We start from the raw sequence: 22,158 nt of genomic DNA on the forward strand, positions 1-22,158 counted from the left end.
TAGATTTAAGTATTAAAACTCGCTGACTTTTCTTACCTTTCGTAAAACAGGAAAATAAAACATTTAAAAACAACAATTTAAACGATAATCACTTTGTTGTCGTTTTTCTTATAGAAAATTGTCGTTAATTTTATAAGGGTATAAATACGGTTTGATTATAGTCACCCACGTCTTCACACATTCTCGAAGACATTTATTCCAGAAGTGATGCTATGTCACTCCGGCAGCAAGCGAAGGTGTCTTTGGCACCCGTGGTATAGTCCCCCGGCTATACCACGGTTTTTTTTATCTGCAGATCCTCAATCTAGTCCCAGCACGTCTTACTACCCAAAATCACGGATAAGAGAAACAAATCCTCCCTGATCCCATCTACTTCGACTGGAAATAGCGTTGATTGCAAATACGGCTCTCAACTTTATTGCCTCAAGTTCGGTTCAATTCTGTTGGATCTCTTTCGAAAAGCTTTTAATGGACGCAAAAAGTTACGGCCAAGATAAGTTTTAGACTTAGGTCAGGAAATGAAGGTATTACAAAGGAAGAAGAAAGATGAAAGAAGAAAGATGAACACCATTAATCTTGGTGTTCATCGATAAACTGTGTTGGTGACAAACCAAAATGATGTCTAAAACGTTGACTAAAGTAAGAAGGATCATTGAAGCCACACTCATACGCAGCTTGTGATACCTTTTCTCCACTTAACAAGCGTTGACAAGCTTTCTCCAATCGCACTTCGTTAAGATACTCTTTAAACGTTTTACCTGTGGCCGTCTTAAATCGCCTCTGGAAACTTCGTTCAGACATAAATAAGACTTTAACCACATTGGCGGTGCTAAATTCTGCATCAGAAAAATTATCGACAACGAGCTGTTCTACCTTGCTGAGCCATAGGCGTTCAGTATCATCCAAGATGTTGTCATCTGAACACTTTGAGTAAGAGTCCAAGTCAGTTTCCAGTTGCTCAATATCCGCGGCAGGCCAAGATAGTTGTACAACGTTCTGTTCCTTAGACATATACACGTTCATTTCACCGCCTGATTGCTCAACAAGATCGCTTAGCTGATTGAGAGCAAACCCGGATGTGGTTGTCATCGTCTGTTCGACATTTTTAGCGCTTCCACCTTGATCACTCATGGTGACCAAAATACGGCCATTCACCTCATAGCAACGAACAACGAGCGCTTGATTCTTGAATAAACGTTTCATTGCCTCTGCAAATAAAGCATTAAAAATCACATCCAGATTAAACTGCTGCAATTTTACGTAACTTCTTCTGCTTTGAATTTCCGCATCGAGAATCATTCCAGCAATAGAAAACTCGTCACTCCAACTGCTCACTACCGATTCCAGAACCAGAGACAGGTTATGCGTTAATATTGTCGATTCACTATCGGAACGCACATTCTTAACCTGTTCCAACTCGATTCTGGCTTCTTCCACCAGTATTTCCAGCTCTTCTTGATTCGCTTCACGGGCACCGAATTTTAGTTTTTCTAATCTTGGTTCTATAGCCAATAAAATGTTTTCCAACAGTGCGTGGCGAACCTGAATCTGCTTTCGAAGTTGCAAGTTGTTGCTGAGTACGATTTTACTTTGGTGCCTAAGCTGGCTAGTTTTCAAATCTATTTGCTCTTTGAGCAGTCGGTTTGCTTTCATCATCATGCGAGAGCGCCACCAAACAACCAGTATCAACAAAGAGATAAGGCTCAGTACATAAACAATGAAAGCCGTCATAGAGAGATACCAAGGCTCTATAACTTGAAACGATAAATAGCTTTCTAATTTGTTGCGTTGCTCTGCGCTAGAACTGCGTAAATGGAGTTGATAATTGCCCGGACGCAGATGATCAAGCGTAAGTTGCGAACCTTCGATAGGTAGCCATGTGCTGCTTTCCGTTAACTTATATTCAAGACTCAAGTTAACGGTTTGGGGTAAAGCGCCAAAAGTGAGGCTTAATGAGCGACCGTAATCGACACTAAACTCCGAAGGGCTTCCAACCGACAACAGCTTATCGTCAATTTTGATCTGGCTAATAATGACAGGAGAATGAGGCAGACTTGAGACGGACAGCTCTTCTGCAGAAACTTTCACCAAACCTAGCGCAGAACCAATCACTAACTGTGGGTAAGCCGAGCTTAGGCTCGAAGCGCAAACACTTGGAATAAACTCATTGTTAATTAACCCGTATGGCTCACCAAAATGCTTTTTTACCGCTCCTTGATAGTTATATAGAGTTAGCCCTCTAGAAGAGGATAGCCAGATCCCCTGAGGGGTCTCCATTAAGCACTTAGGACTAATGCTATCTTCGGCTAATACAATAGGAAGCAGTTCGCCACTATCGCTTTGTTGTTTGTAAACACCATAGTCGCTCGCGAACCAAACATGTCCATCTCGGTCTTCAATCACTGAATGGTTTTGCCCATACTCACTACTTGCACTATTGAATGTGATCCTCTGCTCTCTGATTGAATAGGTACCATGCTCAGTGCCAATCAGGATGCCATTGTGCCGAGTCGCTTTTAACTGAGTGATCGTGGCAGGAAGGTAGGCATCCACTAACCAATCTTCGCCATATTCCACGAACACTTTGGTGACTGTGTTGTAAGACCACAGTTTATTACCTGACACACCCCATAATTCTTCATGGCGATCTACTTCAATTCGATCCACTTTGGAATGATTTAGCAAAAGAGGAAGCGGAGCTTTTACTACTTTCGAATGCGTGACATCGAATTTGATTAAACCATCATCAGTGGCTAGCCATAGATCGTTACCCATTAAGACAGAATCATTGACTTGCCCTTCATAAAGCAGCTCTCGTTGCGGCGTTTGGTTAAAATTAATGCGAGCGACACCCGTTGAGGTCGAGAGCAAGAACTCGTCGTCGCCTTGCAGGTAAGCGATGTTCTTAATATCAGCGTTCAAGCCGCTTTTCGTCAGTTTCTTAGACAAAACACGATTAAACTTCTGACCAAACATAGAGTAGTAGAACACACCTTTTTCAGAAGCAATCCATATCCCCCCTTGTGCGTCGTTCACTAGAGAAAAAATCTTATGCCCTTTAAGCGAGTAACCACTGTGTACGTTGCTCTTTAGTTTTGTCGTACTCTGATTCAACAATGAATGAACGAACAATCCATTCTCAGTGCCAATCCAATACTCATTTTCTGTTTCAGCGATAGAGAGTACGTGCGATTTGGCGATTTTTTGAGGATCTTTAGATTTGTTTTTCAAATCCACCAGCAGCACGCCATCCAATGTTCCAACAAGCATCTCTCTGCGTTTTTCAGAGAAGAATAAAGTTTCAACGTAGTCATCACCCGAACGAGGCACGTGAACAAAACTGTGATTTTCTGATAGAAAAACACCGGAGTTTGTTGCTAGCACCCACTTTGAAATACCGAATGTCGCGTCATTAACCACTACCCTCTTTGATTTATCAAAGTGGGTCAGCGTTTTTAGGGTGTAAGATTCGAGTAAAAGCGATTGCGTATTGTAAGTGTAGAAATAGTCTTTGCTTACCATCCAAATCGACTTTCCGGAGACGCCTATCTTATCGATGACAGTTCCAACAGGAAGATCTACGACACGGGTTCGTACATCATTGGTCGATATTTTGTTCAGACTTCCATCAATCACAGTCCAGAAAGCATTGGTCAAGTAAACAAGTTGTTGGTAGTCGTTGGATAGAATGGAACCTTGCCTCGGCAAGATGGTTTGTCCGTCAAAAAAGCGTATTTTTCCATGGACATCGTGCAGCCAAATCCCCCCCGCATCACCAACGAATAAACTCTTGGCCGCGTAGACTTTGCCCTGTGTTTGAGTTGGTAGAGGATAAAACACAGAAGGAGACTTTTCGATGGCGTTTGCTGAAAACACGCCAAAGTAAAATACAGCAAAGACAAAACACAAGATGCGATACAAAATAAGCCCTTTCTACGACTAAAGAGGTTTGCGAGAGTTAATTCGCGACAAAAAAGAACTCGCATTGTATAGAAAAACAGCGACAGTTGAAGGGGGATGTGAAATAAAATTTGCTTCCTCAGCGTGTATCACAAATGAAAGACGATGAAACATCGCCTTTCATAGTGTGAATATCTGTAAAAATCACTAAGCAATAAATGAGTTGCTGAATGTTATTTCGCGAGACAGCTGTAGAAACTGTCACTCATAGAATGGAGAAACGTAAAATAACTGCCTTTTGCTACAGGGATATCGACGCCTAAAGGATCGAGAACTCCCGTTTGAGCATCGCTGCCTCTTACCACACTTTCAATGACAGCAGGTTGAAACTGAGGCTCGGAGAATACACATTTCGCTTCTTTAGCAGCCAGTGCTTTACGTATTGCTATTAACGTCTTAGCTCCCGGCTTTCTGTCTGGGCTGACGGTAAAATGGCCAATATTGTTCAATCCATAATGCTGCTCAAAGTAATCATAAGCATCATGAAAAACGTAATACGGCTTATGCTTTACTTGGTCTAGTTTCGCAGCAATGTCTTTATCTGTTTGATGTAATGAGTTTATAAAATCGCTCAAATTTTTGTTGTATATGTCTTTATGCGTTACATCTGAAGCAACAAGAGCTTGTGTAATCGCCTTTGCCACCTGCTCTACCTGCTCTACGCCCAACCAAAAGTGCGGGTCATGGGTTCCATGGTTATGACCATCATGTTGATGATCGTGTCCCTCTTCACCATAAGAACGTAATTTCAAATTAGGTATTTCACTTAGCGTTAAGACGTTGTCTTGTTGGCTGAGAACTTTCTCCAGAAAAGGTTCAAGATCTTTACCAAACCAAATAACCAGCGAACTGCTGCGAATGGTTTTGACATCCGAAGGGCGAAGTGCGTAATCGTGTGGTGACGCATTGGCTGAGAGCAAGACTTCTGGCTCAGTGACTCCCAGTGTCAGTTCATGTGTAATCATCTGTATAGGTTTAATACTGGTCAGAATGGTATTTGCCCCACTTGAAAACGGTAAGACAATAAGACTCAATAAAAGAGTGATTCTAGAAAACATGGGATGTCGTATATCCTGTGGCGTTAATATTGGATAAATGTTACATTATAACATCAGTCAATTGCAAATGAGTTCCATTAATGTCAGCGCTTATTGAGTTGCAAGATATCTGCGTAGATTTCAACCAACTCCGAGTATTAGATCGCGTCAACCTTGCTCTTTCAAAAGGGAAGATAACAACCCTTATCGGACCAAATGGAGCAGGAAAATCGACTTTAGTTAGAGTACTGCTCGGTCTTCACACACCGACATCAGGTAATGTCGTCAAAGCTAAAAACGTAAAGATTGGCTACGTCCCACAAAAACTTAAACTTAACGACACGTTACCACTCACTGTAGAGCGTTTTCTTAAACTCGCAGGTAAGTATAGTCGTCAGGAACTCACCGAAGCGATGCGATTGGTTGGTGCTGAACATTTGGCAAAAAATGACATGCACAAACTCTCGGGTGGCGAAAACCAACGAGTTCTGCTTGCTCGTGCTTTGCTACAAAGACCTGACATCCTTGTATTGGATGAGCCTGCTCAAGGTGTGGATGTGCAAGGCCAAATTGATTTATACGATTTAATTAATACTATTCGTCAGCGTTTCGGCTGCGGTGTATTTATGGTTTCCCATGATCTTCATCTGGTAATGGCAAAAACCGATGAGGTGATTTGTTTGCATCATCATATATGTTGTTCTGGCACACCGGAACACATCACCAAACACCCAAGTTATATTGCTTTATTCGGTGACCGTAGCCGAGAAACATTGGCGTTTTATCATCACAACCATGAGCACCATCATCATGATCTTTCTGGTCAGCCAGTAAAAGGCGATGCTGGTACATGTTCTCACCACTCCCATGGTCATCATCAACATGATTGAATTTCTACTTCCATCGATTCTTGCTGGTATTGGTATTGCGATTATTGCAGGACCATTAGGTTCATTTGTCGTTTGGCGCAAAATGGCCTACTTTGGCGATACCTTAGCTCACGCCTCTCTTATGGGGCTTGCACTGGGCTTTCTTTTGGACATCAACCTTTACTTTGCGCTGCTTATTTGTTGTTTAGGATTGGCCTTCATTTTAGTAACGCTGCAAAAGCAGCAGTTGGTTGCTACCGATACATTACTTGGCATACTGGCTCACAGCTCTCTATCGCTCGGTCTGATTGCTGTTAGTTTTCTGGACAATGTTCGTATCGATTTGATGAGTTATCTATTTGGTGATCTGCTTGCAGTAAACCCTTCTGACCTAATCTTTATCTGGAGCGGAGTGATCATTGTAGGCGCGATTCTTTATCTGTTTTGGCGTCCATTGCTTTCAAGCAGTGTGAATGAGGAACTTGCTTCAGTTGAAGGCATCAACATTGACCTGATGCGTTTGGTACTCATGCTATTGGTAGGTTTGGTGATTGCTGTGGGGATGAAGTTTGTGGGTGCTCTGATCATGACTTCACTGCTTATTATTCCGGCTGCGACCGCAAGACGACTGGCCCAAACACCAGAACAAATGGCACTGTTTGCCGCTCTAATAGGCATCATTAGCGTTCTGTGCGGACTGAGTTTATCTTGGCACTTTGACACACCAGCTGGACCTTCAGTCGTTATCAGCGCAAGCACATTGTTCATGCTTAGCCATATCGTAAAAAGAAGTTAATTCTTTCTTTTACCGTATAGCTTCCAATAAAAAACCCAAGCCTGAGCTTGGGTTTTCTATATCTAGGATGAAATTACCAACCGGTAACTTCGCGCAGAGCTTTACCGATGTCCGCTAGGCTCTTAACCGTTTTCACGCCAGCAGATTCAAGTGCAGCAAATTTTTCTTCCGCTGTACCTTTACCACCAGAGATGATTGCGCCCGCGTGGCCCATACGTTTACCTGGAGGAGCAGTAACACCCGCGATGTAAGAAACAACAGGCTTAGTCACGTTTTCTTTGATGAACGCTGCTGCGTCTTCTTCCGCTGTACCACCGATTTCACCAATCATTACGATTGCTTCAGTCTCTGGGTCTTCTTGGAACAGTTTTAGAATATCGATAAAGTTTGAACCCGGAATTGGGTCACCACCGATACCAACACACGTAGACTGGCCGAAACCTTCATCAGTAGTCTGTTTAACCGCTTCATAAGTCAGAGTACCAGAACGAGATACAATACCTACTTTACCTTTCTTATGAATATGGCCAGGCATGATACCGATCTTACATTCGTCTGGCGTAATAACACCCGGACAGTTAGGACCAATCATACGTACGCCAGTTTCTTCCAGCTTCACTTTCACATCGATCATATCGATGGTTGGGATGCCTTCAGTGATCGTTACGATTAGCTGAATACCCGCATCAATAGCTTCTAGAATTGCATCTTTACAGAATGCTGCTGGTACGTAGATAACCGTCGCTGTAGCGCCTGTTGCTTCTACTGCTTCACGTACAGTGTTGAACACAGGTAGACCTAGGTGAGTTTGACCACCTTTACCTGGAGAAACACCACCAACCATTTGCGTGCCGTAAGCGATCGCTTGCTCAGAGTGGAAAGTACCTTGACCGCCAGTAAAACCTTGGCAGATCACTTTAGTATCTTTGTTAATAAGTACAGACATTATTTGCCCTCCGCAGCAGCAACAACTTTTTGAGCTGCGTCAGTTAGTGACTCAGCTGCAATGATATCAAGACCAGAACTTGCAAGAACTTCACGACCAAGTTCCGCGTTCGTACCTTCTAGACGAACAACAACCGGAACGTTTACGCCAACTTCTTTCACTGCTCCAATAATACCTTCTGCGATCATGTCACAGCGTACTATACCACCAAAGATGTTTACTAGAACGGCTTTTACATTGTCATCAGATAGGATGATCTTGAATGCTTCAGCTACACGCTCTTTCGTTGCACCACCACCTACATCTAGGAAGTTTGCAGGTTTGCCACCGTGTAGGTTAACAATGTCCATTGTACCCATTGCCAGACCAGCGCCGTTAACCATACAGCCAACGTTACCGTCTAGAGCTACGTAGTTCAGTTCCCACTGAGCTGCATGTGCTTCACGCTCGTCTTCTTGTGAAGGATCGTGCATTTCACGCAGTTTAGGCTGACGGTACATAGCGTTTGAGTCGATGTTGATTTTACCGTCTAGGCACAATAGGTTGCCTTCACCAGTAATCACAAGCGGGTTGATCTCTAGTAGAGCTAGGTCGTACTGAGAGAACATTTGGCCAAGACCCATAAAGATCTTAACGAATTGTTTAATTTGGTCACCAGTAAGGCCTAGTTTGAACGCAAGTTCGCGACCTTGGTAAGCTTGTGGGCCTACAAGTGGATCAATTGCGGCTTTGTGAATTAACTCTGGAGTCTCTTCAGCAACTTTTTCAATTTCTACACCACCTTCCGTTGACGCCATGAACACAATTTTACGTGTAGCACGGTCAACCACTGCACCTAGGTACAGCTCATTTGCGATGTTTGACGCTTCTTCAACCAGAATCTTAGCAACAGGCTGACCGTTTGCGTCTGTTTGGTAAGTTACTAGGTTTTTACCTAGCCACTTTTGAGCGAACTCTTTAACGCCTTCTTTAGTGTCGTGAAGTTCTACACCGCCCGCTTTACCGCGGCCGCCTGCGTGAACCTGACACTTAACGACTTTTTTTGCTGTACTGATACGGCCAGCAGCTTCGAAAGCTTCTTGTGGCGTATCACATGCATAACCTTCGGGTACAGGCAATCCAAATTCTGCAAACAGCTGTTTTGCTTGGTATTCATGCAAATTCATTTTGATATTCCGTTTGTTCTTCCTTTGAAGGAATTATTATTTCCATAACGCTACAGTCTTGGCTGCGTTTGCGTTCGTAGGGCTTTACAAATAAGTCGTTGAAACTTATATGAAGGCCAGATGTTGGGCAGTCTAGCCTTGGGCGCTATGGGCGTCTAGTTACCCAAGGGTAACTAGACGTTTTAGCGATATTAAATGTCTAATAGCAGACGTGCAGGGTCTTCTAGTAGTTCCTTAACGGTTACTAGGAAGCCTACTGACTCACGGCCATCGATTAAACGGTGATCGTAAGATAGTGCTAGGTACATCATAGGTAAAATTTCAATCTTACCGTCCACTACCATCGCGCGATCTTGAATCTTATGCATACCCAAGATTGCTGCTTGTGGTGGGTTGATGATTGGCGTAGACATTAGCGAGCCAAATACACCACCGTTAGTGATAGTGAAGTTACCGCCCACTAGTTCTTCTACCGTCAACTTACCGTCACGACCTTTAAGTGCAAGTTCTTTGATACCTTTTTCCACTTGAGCAAAGCCAAGAGTATCCGCATCTTTAAGCACTGGCGTCACCAAGCCGCGAGGTGTTGATACCGCGATGCTGATATCAAAGAAGTTGTGGTAAACGATATCGTCGCCATCCAATGAAGCATTCACTTCTGGGTAACGTTTTAGAGCTTCTGTTACGGCTTTCACATAGAAAGACATAAAACCAAGACGAATGCCGTGGCGCTTCTCAAACTGGTCTTGATACTGCGCACGAAGATCCATAATAGGCTTCATGTTGACTTCGTTGAATGTCGTCAACATTGCAGTGCTGTTCTTCGCTTCAAGCAGACGCTCTGCAATACGTTTACGAAGGCGAGTCATAGGTACGCGTTTTTCGCTACGAGCTGCAACAGCTGCTGGCGCTGCTGCTTCAGCAACTGGTGCTGGTGCTGCTTTGTTCGATGCTAGGTGCGCTTCGATATCTTCACGAGTAATACGACCGCCTACACCAGAACCTTTCACGTCACTCGCTTCTAGGTTGTGTTCTGCAAGCAGACGACGAACTGCTGGGCTTAGCGCATCGTTCGTTTCTTCAGTCAACGTCGCTTTGTGACGTTTGTCTGGAGAAGCTTCGCTTGAATCCGCAGAGTCTTTAGTTGGTTCGCCTGCAACAACTCCAGGAGTTAGGCGTGCAAGTAGTTGTTTAGAAAGAACGGTTGCACCTTCTTCTTCAAGAATCGCTTCTAGTACACCTTCTTCCGGAGCTGGTACTTCTAAAACAACTTTATCAGTTTCGATTTCAACAATGACTTCGTCACGAGCAACCATGTCGCCCGGTTTCTTGTGCCATGTCGCGACAGTTGCGTCCGCTACTGATTCAGGTAAGTCTGGAACCAGAATTTCAATTGTCATATCTGTGTCTTCCTTTTACTTCTAGTTCTTAAGCTATGTTCAGAGCGTCATCAACTAACGCTTTCTGCTGCTTCAAGTGTACCGACATATAGCCTACTGCTGGTGATGCAGAAGCAGGACGGCCTGCATATTTCAAATCGGCGCCTGCTGGGATCGCCGCACGGAAATTGTGTTGACTACAGTACCAAGCGCCTTGGTTTTGAGGCTCTTCCTGACACCATACATAATCAACAGCGTTAGTGTATTGTTCGATAGCCGCTTGTACTTCTTCCATAGGGAATGGGTAAAGCTGCTCAATACGAACGATAGCAACATCATCTTGTTCATTGCTACGACGTTGCTCTAACAAGTCGTAGTAAACTTTACCTGAACAGAATACAACGCGTTTAACGTTAGCAGGGTTCAAATCATCAATTTCACCGATAGCTGGCAAGAATGTACCTTGCGCTAGCTCTTCCATGCTTGACACACATAGAGGATGACGAAGCAGAGATTTTGGTGACATAACAATGAGCGGACGACGCATCTTACGTATAACCTGACGACGCAGCATGTGGTACACCTGTGCTGGTGTAGACGGTACGATAACTTGCATGTTTTGCTCTGCACACAACTGCAGGTAACGTTCTAGACGTGCAGACGAGTGCTCTGGGCCTTGACCTTCGTAGCCGTGAGGCAACAACATAGTCAAACCACATAGACGAGCCCACTTCTGTTCACCAGAAGAGATGAACTGGTCGATAACAACCTGAGCACCGTTCGCGAAGTCGCCAAACTGTGCTTCCCAAATCGTTAAACCGCCCGGTTCTGCTGTCGCATAACCATATTCAAACGCCAATACCGCTTCTTCAGACAATACTGAGTCCAAAACTTCGAATGGACCTTGGTTGTCATGAATATTCGCTAGAGGAATATACGTGCTCGCGTCAGTTTGGTTGTGTAGAACCGAATGACGGTGGAAGAAAGTACCACGACCAGAATCCTGACCAGAGATACGAATTCGCTTACCGTTATCAACCAAAGTTGCATAAGCCAATGTTTCTGCCATACCCCAGTCAAGCATTTTCTCACCGGTAATCATAGCTTTACGGTCGTTGTAGATTTTCTCTACACGACTTTGAAGTTTATGACTTTCAGGATGTGCGCAAGTACGTGAAGCAAGTTCTTTTAGGCGCTCAAGATCAATTTGGCTATCCCAATCAATATTCCAGTCATGACCCAAGTACGGAGACCAGTCTACTGAGTGCATTGCCATTGGTCGCCATTCTTTAACGACGACTTCACCACGATCCAATGCATCACGATATTCATTCACTAATTGAGTGGCTGTCTCAATATCGCATTCTTTACGATCGATCAGCACATCAGCGTATAGCTTACGTGGTGTTGGGTGTTTTTTGATTTTTTGGTACATCAAAGGCTGAGTTGCATTTGGCTCATCAGCTTCGTTGTGCCCGTGACGGCGATAACAAACAAGGTCAATCACAACATCACGTTTGAACTCATTACGGTAATCAAGAGCAATGCGTGTTACGAACGCAACCGCTTCTGGATCATCAGAGTTAACGTGGAAGATTGGCGCCTGAACCATTTTCGCGATGTCAGTACAGTACATAGTTGAACGCGTGTCGCGAGGGTTTGAAGTCGTGAAACCAACTTGGTTGTTCACCACGATACGAACCGTACCACCAACACAGTAACCACGAGCCTGTGACATGTTAAATGTTTCAGCAACAACACCCTGACCTGCAACCGCAGAGTCACCGTGAATAGTAATAGGAAGTACTTTGCTGCCATCTTCATCGCCTAGACGATCTTGACGTGCGCGTACAGAGCCCATAACTACTGGGTTTACAATCTCAAGGTGAGAAGGGTTAAACGCCAGTGCTAAGTGAACATCGCCACCTGGAGTTGCGAAATCCGCTGAGAAACCTTGGTGATATTTAACGTCACCTGTACCCCATGTTTCGTCGTGCTTGCCAGCAAACTCATCAAACAAGTCTTGAGGTTTTTTACCCAAAACGTTAACAAGCATATTCAAGCGACCACGGTGCGCCATACCAATAACCACTTCACGCATACCGTTCTTACCAGCATGACGGATCAGTTCTTTAGTCATTGGAATTAATGCATCACCACCTTCCAGTGAGAATCGTTTCGCGCCTGGGAATTTTGCGCCTAAGTAGCGCTCAAGGCCTTCCGCTGCGGTTAATTCATCAAGGAAAGTGTTTTTCTCTTCAAGAGTGAAAGATGGCTGACCAACCACTGATTCCAGACGTTGTTGGATCCAACGCTTTTGCTCAGTATCTGTCATGTGCATGTATTCAGCACCGATAGAACCACAATAAGTTTGTTCTAGAGATTTGTAGATATCCTTTAACTTCATGGTTTCTGTGCCAACGGCAAAAGAACCAACGTTAAAGGTTTCTTCCATATCATCTTCGGTAAGATTGTGGAATGCAGGATCCAATTCCGCCACTGGTGGGCGTTTCCACAAATTTAGGGGGTCAAGTTTAGCAGCTTCATGCCCGCGGAAACGGTAAGCATTGATAAGCTGTAATACTTTTACTTGTTTTGCATCGACTTCGGGGTCACTAACTTGGACATTGTAATGCTTTGTCTCTTGAGCGAGTCGTCGGAAGTAATCACGGACACGTGAATGCGGTTGTTCAACCACATTTTCAGGCTGCGCAGGCAGGCCATCAAAAACACGTTTCCACTCCTCACTTACCAGATCGGGATCACTTAGATACAGTTCGTAGATATCTTCTACATAAGTTGCATTGGCGCCAGCCAAGTGTGAAGACTCGAGCCATGCCTTCATCACGCCGTTGTGCATTATTTTCCCTTAACTAGTAGGTTTCACGTTTGCTTCGGTCTACGCCGAGCTACAAAGGCAGGCCCTAAGGCCTGCAATCTTGTGACTGTTTAAACAGAACGATTAATCAGCATCGATTTAATGTGGCCGATTGCTTTCGTCGGATTTAACCCTTTAGGACAGACACTTACACAATTCATGATGCCATGGCAACGAAAAACGCTAAATGCATCATCAAGATTAGATAAGCGTTCATCTGTCGCTGTGTCACGGCTATCAATTAACCAGCGATAAGCAGCTAAAAGACCTGCAGGACCAATAAACTTATCAGGGTTCCACCAGAACGAAGGACATGAAGTTGTACAACATGCACACATGATACATTCGTACAAACCATCTAAATGCGCGCGCTCTTCAGGAGACTGTAAGTTTTCACGTGAAGGTGGTAAATCACCTTCAGAGATCAGGAACGGTTTTACTTTTGCGTAGTTGTCATAGAACTGGGTCATATCAACGATCAAGTCACGAACAACTGGCAAACCAGGTAGTGGACGAATCACAATCTTACCGCCTTTCAGAGCGGATAAAGGCGTGATACAGGCCAGACCGTTTTTACCATTCATGTTTAAACCATCGGAACCACAAACACCTTCACGACATGAACGACGGAAAGCGATTGTAGGATCTTGTTCTTTCAGCAAAATTAGTGCATCTAGAACCATCATATCCGAGCCATCTTCAACCTCAAGCACATAGTCTTTCATATACGGCTTGTTGTCTACATCCGGATTGTAACGATACAAAGAGAAGTTCAATTTCATTGGTTAATCCTCCCTTAGTATGTACGGATTTTTGGAGGGAACGCTTCACGATGTACAGGCGTCATGTTTACATCACGCTTGCTCATCTGTTCCGTCTCTGGGTTGTAGATAGAGTGACATAGCCAGTTAGCATCATCACGGTCTGGGAAATCGAAGCGAGCATGTGCGCCACGGCTTTCTGTACGGTAGTTCGCCGCCACAGCCGTTGAGAATGCTGTTTCCATAAGGTTATCCAGCTCTAGACACTCAATACGTTGAGTGTTGAACTCAGAAGACTTGTCTGAAAGATGAGCATTTTTCAGACGCTCGCGAATCACTTTCAGCTCTTCTAGACCTTGTGCCATTGCATCACCTTCACGGAATACCGAGAAACTGTTTTGCATACAACGTTGTAGGTCTTTACGGATTTGGAATGGGTCTTCGCCGCCTTTGCTGTTTTCCCAACGCATAGTACGCGCTAGAGAGGCTTCGATATCCGATTCAGTTGCTGGACGTGCTTCTGCTTGCGCCGCAAGAGTTTCACCTAAGTGAAGACCAGTTGCACGGCCGAATACCACGAGGTCAAGCAGTGAGTTACCACCTAGACGGTTTGCACCGTGAACAGATACAGATGCGATCTCACCACAAGCAAACAAGCCTTGAACTTCCATATCCTTACCAGAAGCATCTTGCTTAATTGCCTGACCAGAAACCTGAGTTGGTACACCACCCATCATGTAGTGACAGGTTGGAATAACTGGAATTGGTTCTTTTACTGGGTCAACGTGCGCAAAGGTACGAGAAAGTTCACAGATACCCGGTAGACGAGATTCAAGAACGTCTCTACCGAGGTGATCCAGTTTCAGCTTGATGTGTGGACCCCAAGGACCATCACAACCACGACCTTCACGAATTTCAATCATCATTGAACGAGCAACAACGTCACGACCAGCAAGGTCTTTCGCGTTTGGTGCATAACGTTCCATGAAACGTTCGCCGTCTTTATTTAGAAGGTAACCACCTTCACCACGACAACCTTCCGTTACCAATACACCCGCACCTGCAATACCGGTTGGGTGGAACTGCCACATCTCCATGTCTTGCATAGGAACACCAGCACGTAGTGCCATACCTACGCCATCACCCGTGTTGATGTGAGCGTTAGTAGTAGAAGCATAAATACGGCCTGCACCACCGGTCGCAAGGATAGTTGCTTTCGATTTGAAGTAACAAATCTCACCGGTTTCCATACATAGAGCAGTACAACCTAAGATGGCACCATCTTGGTTCTTCACTAAATCCAGTGCGTACCACTCAGAGAAAATCGTAGTCTTATGCTTGATGTTTTGTTGGTAAAGAGTGTGCAGTAGCGCGTGACCAGTACGGTCAGCTGCAGCAGCTGTACGAGCAGCCTGTTCGCCACCAAACTCTTTAGATTGACCACCAAACGGACGTTGATAGATTGAACCATCTTCAAAACGAGAGAATGGAAGACCCATGCGCTCAAGTTCGATAACAGATTCAGGACCGTTCTTACACATATATTCGATAGCGTTTTGGTCACCGATATAATCAGAACCTTTTACCGTATCGTACATGTGCCACTGCCAGTTATCTTTGTGAGAGTTACCAAGAGCAACGGTAATACCACCTTGAGCAGATACTGTGTGTGAACGAGTTGGGAATACTTTAGATAGCAAAGCACATGATAGGCCTTGCTCAGAAATTTGCAGTGCTGCACGCATGCCAGCACCACCAGCGCCGATTACTACGGCATCAAACTCACGAACAGGAATAGTCACTTACGCACCCCACAAAACAAACAGGCCAGAGAAGAAGTATCCAAACAGAATTGCAATGACGACTAATTGAAGACCGCCACGAAGTTTAGAACACTTTACGTAGTCAGTTAGTACTTGCCATAAGCCAATCCAGCCGTGGATAAGTACTGAAACTAACGCCAACATTGTGAAGACTTTTGTAAACGTACCTCCAAAGAAGGACGTCCATGAGGCATATGAGATATCTGTGAAAGCGCAGAAACTCACAAGGTAGATCGTATAAAGAGTCATGATGATCGCTGTAGAGCGAATTAGTAAGAAATCATGAACTCCATTGCGACCGAATGAAGAAACGTTTTTTACCATACCAAGATCCCCGCCAATACAGATAGAACGGCTGTTGCACCGAAAGCAACTTTCGCACTCATTGCTCCAGATTCAAGCTCCTCGAAATGACCAAGATCCATCAGTAAATGACGAATACCACCAGCAATGTGGTAGGCCAAAGCGGTTAAAATTCCCCAAAGAATAAACTTGGCAAAAAAACCACCTACAAGATGACTCGCATCCATGAAGCCTTGTGGCGAAGATAATGATAAGGATAGTAACCAAAGCAGTATACCGACTGCGACAAACGTAATAACCCCAGACACACGGTGAAGGATTGATGCGATTGCGCTAATCGGAAAGCTAATGGTCTGTAAATCTAAATTAACAGGTCTTGACTTTCTTTCTTTCACGGGCTTGCTCACTCAGCTCCATTGAGCATTTATAGTTATGAATGTTTTTTGGTGGCAAAGCCATAAAACTTAACATCTACTTAACAAATAACCGCTATATCTAGCACTTAAATTGTAAATAAATTGTTAACAACCAGAATAAAAACCTCTCATCCTAATTGTTTCTAGCCTTGAATTTATAAGGTTTCCACCAAAATTAACTGCGCCAATATACGGCTGGCAACATTCTAATACAATTGATGTAACAATTTTTGCTACATAGAACAGATTTTTAACTTTATATGTATAAAAAATCAAAGAAAGTGCACACATCAGATGAAGAAAATTGACTTTGATGTGGATCAGACGTAAAAAAAGGCACACAAAACATCCTGGACGGATTAAATAATAAACAAAGGAGATTGTTATGGCAGATAAGAAAGCGACCCTTCATATTGAAGGTAAAGCGCCAATTGAACTGCCGATTATGGACGGGAGTATCGGCCCACAAGTAATCGATGTTCGCAAACTTGGAGCGAATGGCTACTTTACATTTGACCCGGGTTTTCTTGCCACTGCATCCTGTGAATCTCAAATCACTTACATCGACGGCGACAAAGGTGTTCTTCTACACCGCGGTTACCCTATCGATCAATTAGCCAATAACGCCGACTATTTAGAAGTGTGTTACATCCTTCTTTACGGTGAAGCCCCTACTCGTGAAAAATACGAAGAGTTCAAGAAAATTGTAACTCGTCACACAATGGTACATGAGCAAATCGCAAGCTTCTTCCACGGCTTCCGTCGTGATGCTCACCCAATGGCCGTTATGTGTGGTGTAGTTGGTGCACTGGCAGCCTTCTACCATGACTCTTTAGACATCAATAATGACCAACACCGCGAAATCGCGGCATACCGTCTACTGTCTAAAATGCCAACATTGGCAGCAATGTGTTACAAGTACTCTGTAGGTCAACCATTCATTTACCCACGTAATGATCTTGGCTATGCAGAAAACTTCCTGCACATGATGTTCGCAACACCATGTGAAGAGTATGACGTAAACCCTGTGGTTGCTCGCGCGATGGATAAAATCTTTACCCTTCACGCAGACCATGAGCAAAACGCATCAACTTCAACAGTGCGTCTAGCTGGTTCTTCTGGTGCTAACCCGTTCGCATGTATTGCAGCAGGTATCGCATCTCTTTGGGGTCCTGCTCACGGTGGTGCTAACGAAGCATGTCTACGTATGCTTGAAGAGATCGGTTCTGTAGACAAGATTCCTGAATACGTTGAGCGTGCTAAGGATAAAGATGACCCGTTCCGCCTAATGGGCTTCGGTCACCGTGTTTACAAAAACTATGACCCTCGTGCTACGGTTATGCGTGAAGCATGTCACGACGTGCTTAAAGAGCTTAACATCAAAGATCCACTACTGGATGTGGCGATGGAGCTTGAGCGTATTGCCCTGTCAGATGAGTACTTCATTGAGAAGAAACTGTACCCGAACGTAGATTTCTACTCAGGTATCATTCTGAAAGCGATTGGTATCCCAGTATCGATGTTCACAGTAATCTTTGCGATGTCTCGTACTATCGGTTGGATTGCTCACTGGAACGAAATGCACAGCGATCCTCAAAACCGTATCGGTCGCCCACGTCAGCTTTATACTGGTCTTAAAATGCGTGACTTCGAGCCTCTACACGAGCGCGAATAACTCCGTATTTATACGTACTAAAAAAAGAGCGAGATATTATCTCGCTCTTTTTATTTCGTTTACCGACTAGACTGGATTATCAATATCGATAAAGGTTACATCAAATCCATGTTGTTCAGCTAACCACTCACCCAACGCTTTGATGCCGTAACGTTCAGTTGCATGATGGCCCGCGGCAAAATAGTGAATGTTGAGCTCTCTCGCCGAATAAGTGGTTCTTTCGGAAATCTCACCAGAAATAAAAGCATCCATCCCCTGCGAAGCCGCTAACTCAATAAAATCCTGACCACCACCAGTACACCACCCTACCTGCAGAATTTTTTTGTCCGCCAGTTCCGGTTCAATATGTAATGGCTCGCGATTTAGCACAGTAGCGATACGTTGCGCTAATTCGGCTCCCGTCATTTCTTTCTCAAGCCGACCAAACATTGCCACAGATTGTAGATGGCCTTCCAGTCCACCTTCAACTTCAATATCTAATAGCTGAGCAAGCTGAGTGTTGTTGCCCAGTTCAGGGTGAATATCTAAAGGTAAATGATAAGCGAATAAGTTGATGTCATTCTTTATCAATTGGCGTATGCGTTCGCCTTTCATGCCACGAATCGCCTCGTTTTCACCTTTCCAAAAGTAGCCGTGGTGAACCAAAATCGCATCCGCATTCATCTTTATTGCCTCTTCAATGAGAGCTTTGGATGCCGTCACACCTGTGACAATTTTTTTGATTTCTTTTCGGCCTTCAACTTGAAGACCATTGGGGCAATAATCTTTAATTAATTGCGGAGAGAGAGTCGCGTTCAATAACGCTTCAAACTGTAAATTATTCATCTCAAATTCCATTGCTTAATGGGTATGACGAGGTTATAACAATTTCAGAATAAATTGTCGAAATATGCTCGGGTAACTATATGGACTTAAAACCGTTAATTGATTGGGTAACAAACACCCCATCGATATTTAAAGCTTCACCACCTATTGCAAGCAAGGCACCGTTTTCCAAGCCTGTACAACGAAAATGGACAGCATATCAAGGCAATCAGAGACTTGGATTTTTATATCAACACCTGTGCTCTGAGCTTTTCAAATCCACCCCTACTTACAGCGCTATTGCGGAAGAAATTCAGCTTGTTCATGAAGGTAAAACATTAGGTTCTGTTGATTTCATTCTAAAAAACCGCAAAACCGAACAATTTGAGCACTGGGAAGTTGCAGTAAAATTCTATTTGCTTCATCAAGGTCTTTGGTATGGCCCGAATGCCGAAGACAGACTCGATCTGAAACTGTCTCATATGCTCAACCATCAGTTACCCCTTTCCAGCAGCGAACAGTTTTCATTAAAGCATCCTCTATGGTCGAACGCTTCGCAGCACCTTCTGATGCAAGGCAGGTTGTACATCAACCCATTTACTCCCGAACCCGTTCCAGATGAGTGTTTAGGATTCTCTATCAACGACGAACAAGTACAAGGCCGTTGGTGTTATCAATCACAAGCACACTTGATTAAAGAGCCACTCTATCTGTTGGATAAAGCTCAGTGGCTAACAGGAAGAAATGAAGCCTCTCAACGCTACTCAGCACCGCAAGAAGGTTTTGTGCACTGCCAATCTGAATCGGGCGTATTCTGGTTCATATTGCCAGAAACATGGCCAGCGCAAGAGCAAACCATCTAATTATTACTATCTCAAATGTAAAAAGAGAGGCGACCTAGTCGCCTCTCTTCATTTTTAATTTACGCAACAGAAACTATAAACCAGCGGCTTTAAACACCTGATTTACGATTTCTTGAGCTTCTTTCTCGATCTGAGCTAAGTGCTCAGCGCCTTTGAAGCTTTCACAGTAAATTTTATAGATATCTTCAGTACCAGAAGGACGAGCCGCGAACCAGCCAAAATCAGTCGTTACTTTCAAACCACCGATTGCTGCGCCATTGCCAGGAGCATGAGTAAGGCGAGCCGTAATTGGGTCACCAGCCAATGTTTGCGCAGCCACCATTTCAGCAGAGAGCTTACTTAACACGTCTTTCTGTGGACCATTAGCAACCGCTTGAATACGGTTGTAGCGAGATTCACCGTGTTTAGCTGCCAACTCATCGTAATACTGCTGAGGATTCTTACCAGTTACCGCGGTAATTTCAGCCGCTAATAAGCACAAGATGATGCCGTCTTTATCTGTTGACCAAGGCGTGCCATCTTTACGTAGGAAAGAAGCACCTGCGCTTTCTTCGCCACCAAAGCCAAATTTGCCGTTGTATAAGCCATCAACAAACCATTTGAAGCCAACAGGCACTTCGCACAGTTCACGACCAAGATCCGCAACAACCTTATCGATAATCGCGCTGGATACCAGTGTTTTACCTACAGCAACTTCTTTGCCCCAACCGTCACGATGGCGGTATAGGTAATCGATACATACTGCTAAGAAATGGTTTGGATTCATTAAACCTTTTGGAGTAACGATACCATGACGGTCGTAATCTGGGTCATTACCAAATGCCAGATCATACTCATCTTTAAGTGCAAGCAAACCAGCCATCGCATAAGGTGATGAACAGTCCATACGAACCACACCGTCTTTATCTAAGGACATAAACTGGAAAGTTGGGTCAATTGCTTCGCTCACTAGCGTCAAATCTAGGTTGTATGCTTTACCAATTTGGCGCCAGTAATCAATACCGCTTCCGCCCAATGGATCAACACCAATTTTCAGGTTCGCTTTTTGAATCGCTTCCATATCGATAACGTTAACCAAGTCATCAATATAAGGCTTCACCAAATCCACTTGTTTGAACAGCGGCGATTGTTTTGCCTCGCTAATCGCAACTCGTTTTACGTCTTGCATATTGTTAGCAATGATCTCGTTAGCACGATCTTCAATCGCTTTGGTTAACTGACCTTCCGCAGGACCACCGTGAGTCGGGTTATATTTGATACCACCATCCTGAGGTGGGTTGTGAGACGGTGTGATCACAATACCGTCTGCTTTCGCGTCATGCTTTAAGTTGTAAGTCAGGATCGCATGAGAAATACCCGGAGTTGGTGTGTAGCCGTTGTTCTCTTGCACAATCACTTCGACACCATTTGCAATCAAAACTTCAACGACAGAGCTGAATGCAGGTTCAGAAAGAGCATGGGTATCTTTACCAACAAATAGAGGACCTTTTGTACCTTGTGCTGCACGCACTTCAACCACAGCCTGAGCAATCGCCAAAATATGATTTTCGTTGAAGGTAGATTTATCCGCTGTGCCGCGGTGACCTGAAGTACCGAATTCTACTTTATGTGCAGAGTTACTTGGATCAGGTTGGAGTAGGAAGTAGTTTGCGACTAACGCAGGAATGTTATGTAAATCTTCTTGTTGCGCTTTCTGCCCAGCACGCGGGTGCATAGCCATAATGACATCCTTTCTAAAATTTAGACAAAATAAAACCTCATAATACGAACTTTGTATTGTGCATTATGAGGTTTGAATCAGACTTTTTTGTTTTTCAGTTCGAGATTTAGATCGCGCTTTCTCTTTAGTGAACGTTCTCTTGTTAGTTAACGTTCGTACTAGATAGCGTTGGTTACTTTCTCGATAATGTCCGCTGGGAAATTCATCAGCGTCATCACTTGCTCAACCATCTGCTGTTTACGGCTGGTGTTGTTGTTAGTGATAACCCAAAATGGCGTGTTAGGAATCGCTTTTGGCTTTGTTGTTTGACCATTAGCCAATAAGGTCTGTTCGTTATCGGCAAAATACACGCGTTTACGGCCTTTAACTGACATAGCGTCAGAGAAACTAGCCGAATCAATACGGTAAAGTGTCGACAGCACCAACATAAAACGGTCGACTGCTTTCTTTAATCCCGCAAACTCATCAGAAATCAGTAAAGTGCGCATTTCTTTTACGCTATCCACTTTGGTTTCTTGCACGGCATCTTTACTTACAATGATGCCTTGTTGAACAGGGATACCTTTCGGTTCAGCAGCCATAACAGGAGCTTCTGGCTTTGCAGAAGATGTACTCTTGTTATTTACATCCAACAGACGGCGCAAAATATCAGACGCGCTCTCACCGATATGAAGGGTTTGACCCGCGATGTAGCGGTATAGATCCTCATCAACCTCTATTGTTTTCATTCGCTTTTCACAATCTCAATGTTTAAACTCTGAG

Annotated in this window: 17 protein-coding genes; 4 read left to right on the forward strand and 13 right to left on the reverse strand. The window is 44.1% G+C overall.

Features of this window, described 5'->3' with window-relative positions:
- Positions 1 to 570 precede the first annotated feature (570 nt).
- Together HKI82_RS09250 and znuA are read right to left on the reverse strand one after the other, a co-directional pair.
- Positions 571 to 3,921 (reverse strand): helix-turn-helix domain-containing protein, encoded by a 3,351-nt coding sequence (locus HKI82_RS09250; protein WP_171137836.1) that lies wholly within the window; start codon positions 3,919 to 3,921, stop codon positions 571 to 573.
- A gap of 212 nt (positions 3,922 to 4,133) precedes the next feature.
- Complete coding sequence (gene znuA, locus HKI82_RS09255) at positions 4,134 to 5,018, reverse strand: zinc ABC transporter substrate-binding protein ZnuA (protein ID WP_171137837.1); 885 nt, start codon at positions 5,016 to 5,018, stop codon at positions 4,134 to 4,136.
- Positions 5,019 to 5,098: 80 nt separating this feature from the next.
- On the opposite strand from znuA, the gene znuC reads away from it, so the two are divergent.
- Positions 5,099 to 5,887, forward strand: coding sequence for a zinc ABC transporter ATP-binding protein ZnuC (znuC, locus tag HKI82_RS09260; RefSeq protein WP_102940820.1), 789 nt, complete (start codon positions 5,099 to 5,101; stop codon positions 5,885 to 5,887).
- The gene (znuB, locus tag HKI82_RS09265) at positions 5,880 to 6,662 is read left to right on the forward strand and encodes a zinc ABC transporter permease subunit ZnuB (RefSeq protein ID WP_102940913.1); all 783 of its coding nucleotides are present in this window, start codon (positions 5,880 to 5,882) and stop codon (positions 6,660 to 6,662) included. Before znuC ends, znuB begins: the two co-directional genes overlap by 8 nt.
- 73 nt (positions 6,663 to 6,735) lie before the next feature.
- On the opposite strand, the gene sucD is transcribed toward znuB, so the two are convergent.
- The 8 genes from sucD to sdhC all read right to left on the reverse strand — a co-directional run bounded on the left by sucD (position 6,736) and on the right by sdhC (position 16,325).
- A complete protein-coding gene (gene sucD / locus HKI82_RS09270) occupies positions 6,736 to 7,608 on the reverse strand; it encodes a succinate--CoA ligase subunit alpha (RefSeq protein ID WP_102940821.1) in 873 nt (290 codons plus the stop codon).
- Positions 7,608 to 8,774: an ADP-forming succinate--CoA ligase subunit beta gene (gene sucC, locus HKI82_RS09275; protein WP_102940822.1), complete on the reverse strand. Its 1,167-nt coding sequence runs from the start codon at positions 8,772 to 8,774 to the stop codon at positions 7,608 to 7,610. The genes sucD and sucC overlap by 1 nt, the downstream gene beginning before the upstream one ends.
- 191 nt (positions 8,775 to 8,965) lie before the next feature.
- Entirely contained in the window at positions 8,966 to 10,174 is a 1,209-nt protein-coding gene (odhB, locus tag HKI82_RS09280) for a 2-oxoglutarate dehydrogenase complex dihydrolipoyllysine-residue succinyltransferase (protein WP_102940823.1), read from the reverse strand.
- Between the two features lie 28 nt (positions 10,175 to 10,202).
- Entirely contained in the window at positions 10,203 to 13,013 is a 2,811-nt protein-coding gene (sucA, locus tag HKI82_RS09285; protein ID WP_102940824.1) for a 2-oxoglutarate dehydrogenase E1 component, read from the reverse strand.
- Positions 13,014 to 13,102: 89 nt separating this feature from the next.
- Complete coding sequence (locus HKI82_RS09290; RefSeq protein WP_102940825.1) at positions 13,103 to 13,813, reverse strand: succinate dehydrogenase iron-sulfur subunit; 711 nt, start codon at positions 13,811 to 13,813, stop codon at positions 13,103 to 13,105.
- 14 nt (positions 13,814 to 13,827) lie between these two features.
- A complete protein-coding gene (sdhA, locus tag HKI82_RS09295; RefSeq protein ID WP_102940826.1) occupies positions 13,828 to 15,594 on the reverse strand; it encodes a succinate dehydrogenase flavoprotein subunit in 1,767 nt (588 codons plus the stop codon).
- Positions 15,595 to 15,939 (reverse strand): succinate dehydrogenase, hydrophobic membrane anchor protein, encoded by a 345-nt coding sequence (sdhD, locus tag HKI82_RS09300; protein ID WP_042483912.1) that lies wholly within the window; start codon positions 15,937 to 15,939, stop codon positions 15,595 to 15,597.
- Positions 15,933 to 16,325, reverse strand: coding sequence for a succinate dehydrogenase cytochrome b556 subunit (gene sdhC, locus HKI82_RS09305; RefSeq protein WP_042483914.1), 393 nt, complete (start codon positions 16,323 to 16,325; stop codon positions 15,933 to 15,935). Before sdhC ends, sdhD begins: the two co-directional genes overlap by 7 nt.
- 394 nt (positions 16,326 to 16,719) lie before the next feature.
- Between sdhC and HKI82_RS09310 the strand changes: the two genes are divergently transcribed.
- Positions 16,720 to 18,009, forward strand: a complete 1,290-nt coding sequence (locus HKI82_RS09310) for a citrate synthase (protein ID WP_102940827.1) — start codon at positions 16,720 to 16,722, stop codon at positions 18,007 to 18,009.
- Positions 18,010 to 18,075: 66 nt separating this feature from the next.
- Here HKI82_RS09310 and HKI82_RS09315 read toward each other — a convergent pair whose 3' ends face one another.
- Positions 18,076 to 18,834: a Nif3-like dinuclear metal center hexameric protein gene (locus HKI82_RS09315; RefSeq protein WP_171137838.1), complete on the reverse strand. Its 759-nt coding sequence runs from the start codon at positions 18,832 to 18,834 to the stop codon at positions 18,076 to 18,078.
- 80 nt (positions 18,835 to 18,914) lie between these two features.
- On the opposite strand from HKI82_RS09315, the gene HKI82_RS09320 reads away from it, so the two are divergent.
- Positions 18,915 to 19,676 (forward strand): DUF1853 family protein, encoded by a 762-nt coding sequence (locus HKI82_RS09320; RefSeq protein ID WP_102940829.1) that lies wholly within the window; start codon positions 18,915 to 18,917, stop codon positions 19,674 to 19,676.
- A gap of 73 nt (positions 19,677 to 19,749) precedes the next feature.
- Here HKI82_RS09320 and pgm read toward each other — a convergent pair whose 3' ends face one another.
- Positions 19,750 to 21,396, reverse strand: a complete 1,647-nt coding sequence (gene pgm / locus HKI82_RS09325; RefSeq protein ID WP_102940830.1) for a phosphoglucomutase (alpha-D-glucose-1,6-bisphosphate-dependent) — start codon at positions 21,394 to 21,396, stop codon at positions 19,750 to 19,752.
- A gap of 158 nt (positions 21,397 to 21,554) precedes the next feature.
- Positions 21,555 to 22,124: a replication initiation negative regulator SeqA gene (gene seqA / locus HKI82_RS09330; RefSeq protein ID WP_102940831.1), complete on the reverse strand. Its 570-nt coding sequence runs from the start codon at positions 22,122 to 22,124 to the stop codon at positions 21,555 to 21,557.
- Positions 22,125 to 22,158: the final 34 nt, after the last annotated feature.

The sequence above is a fragment of the Vibrio plantisponsor genome (assembly GCF_013041605.1).
Taxonomy (GTDB): Bacteria; Pseudomonadota; Gammaproteobacteria; order Enterobacterales; family Vibrionaceae; genus Vibrio; species Vibrio plantisponsor.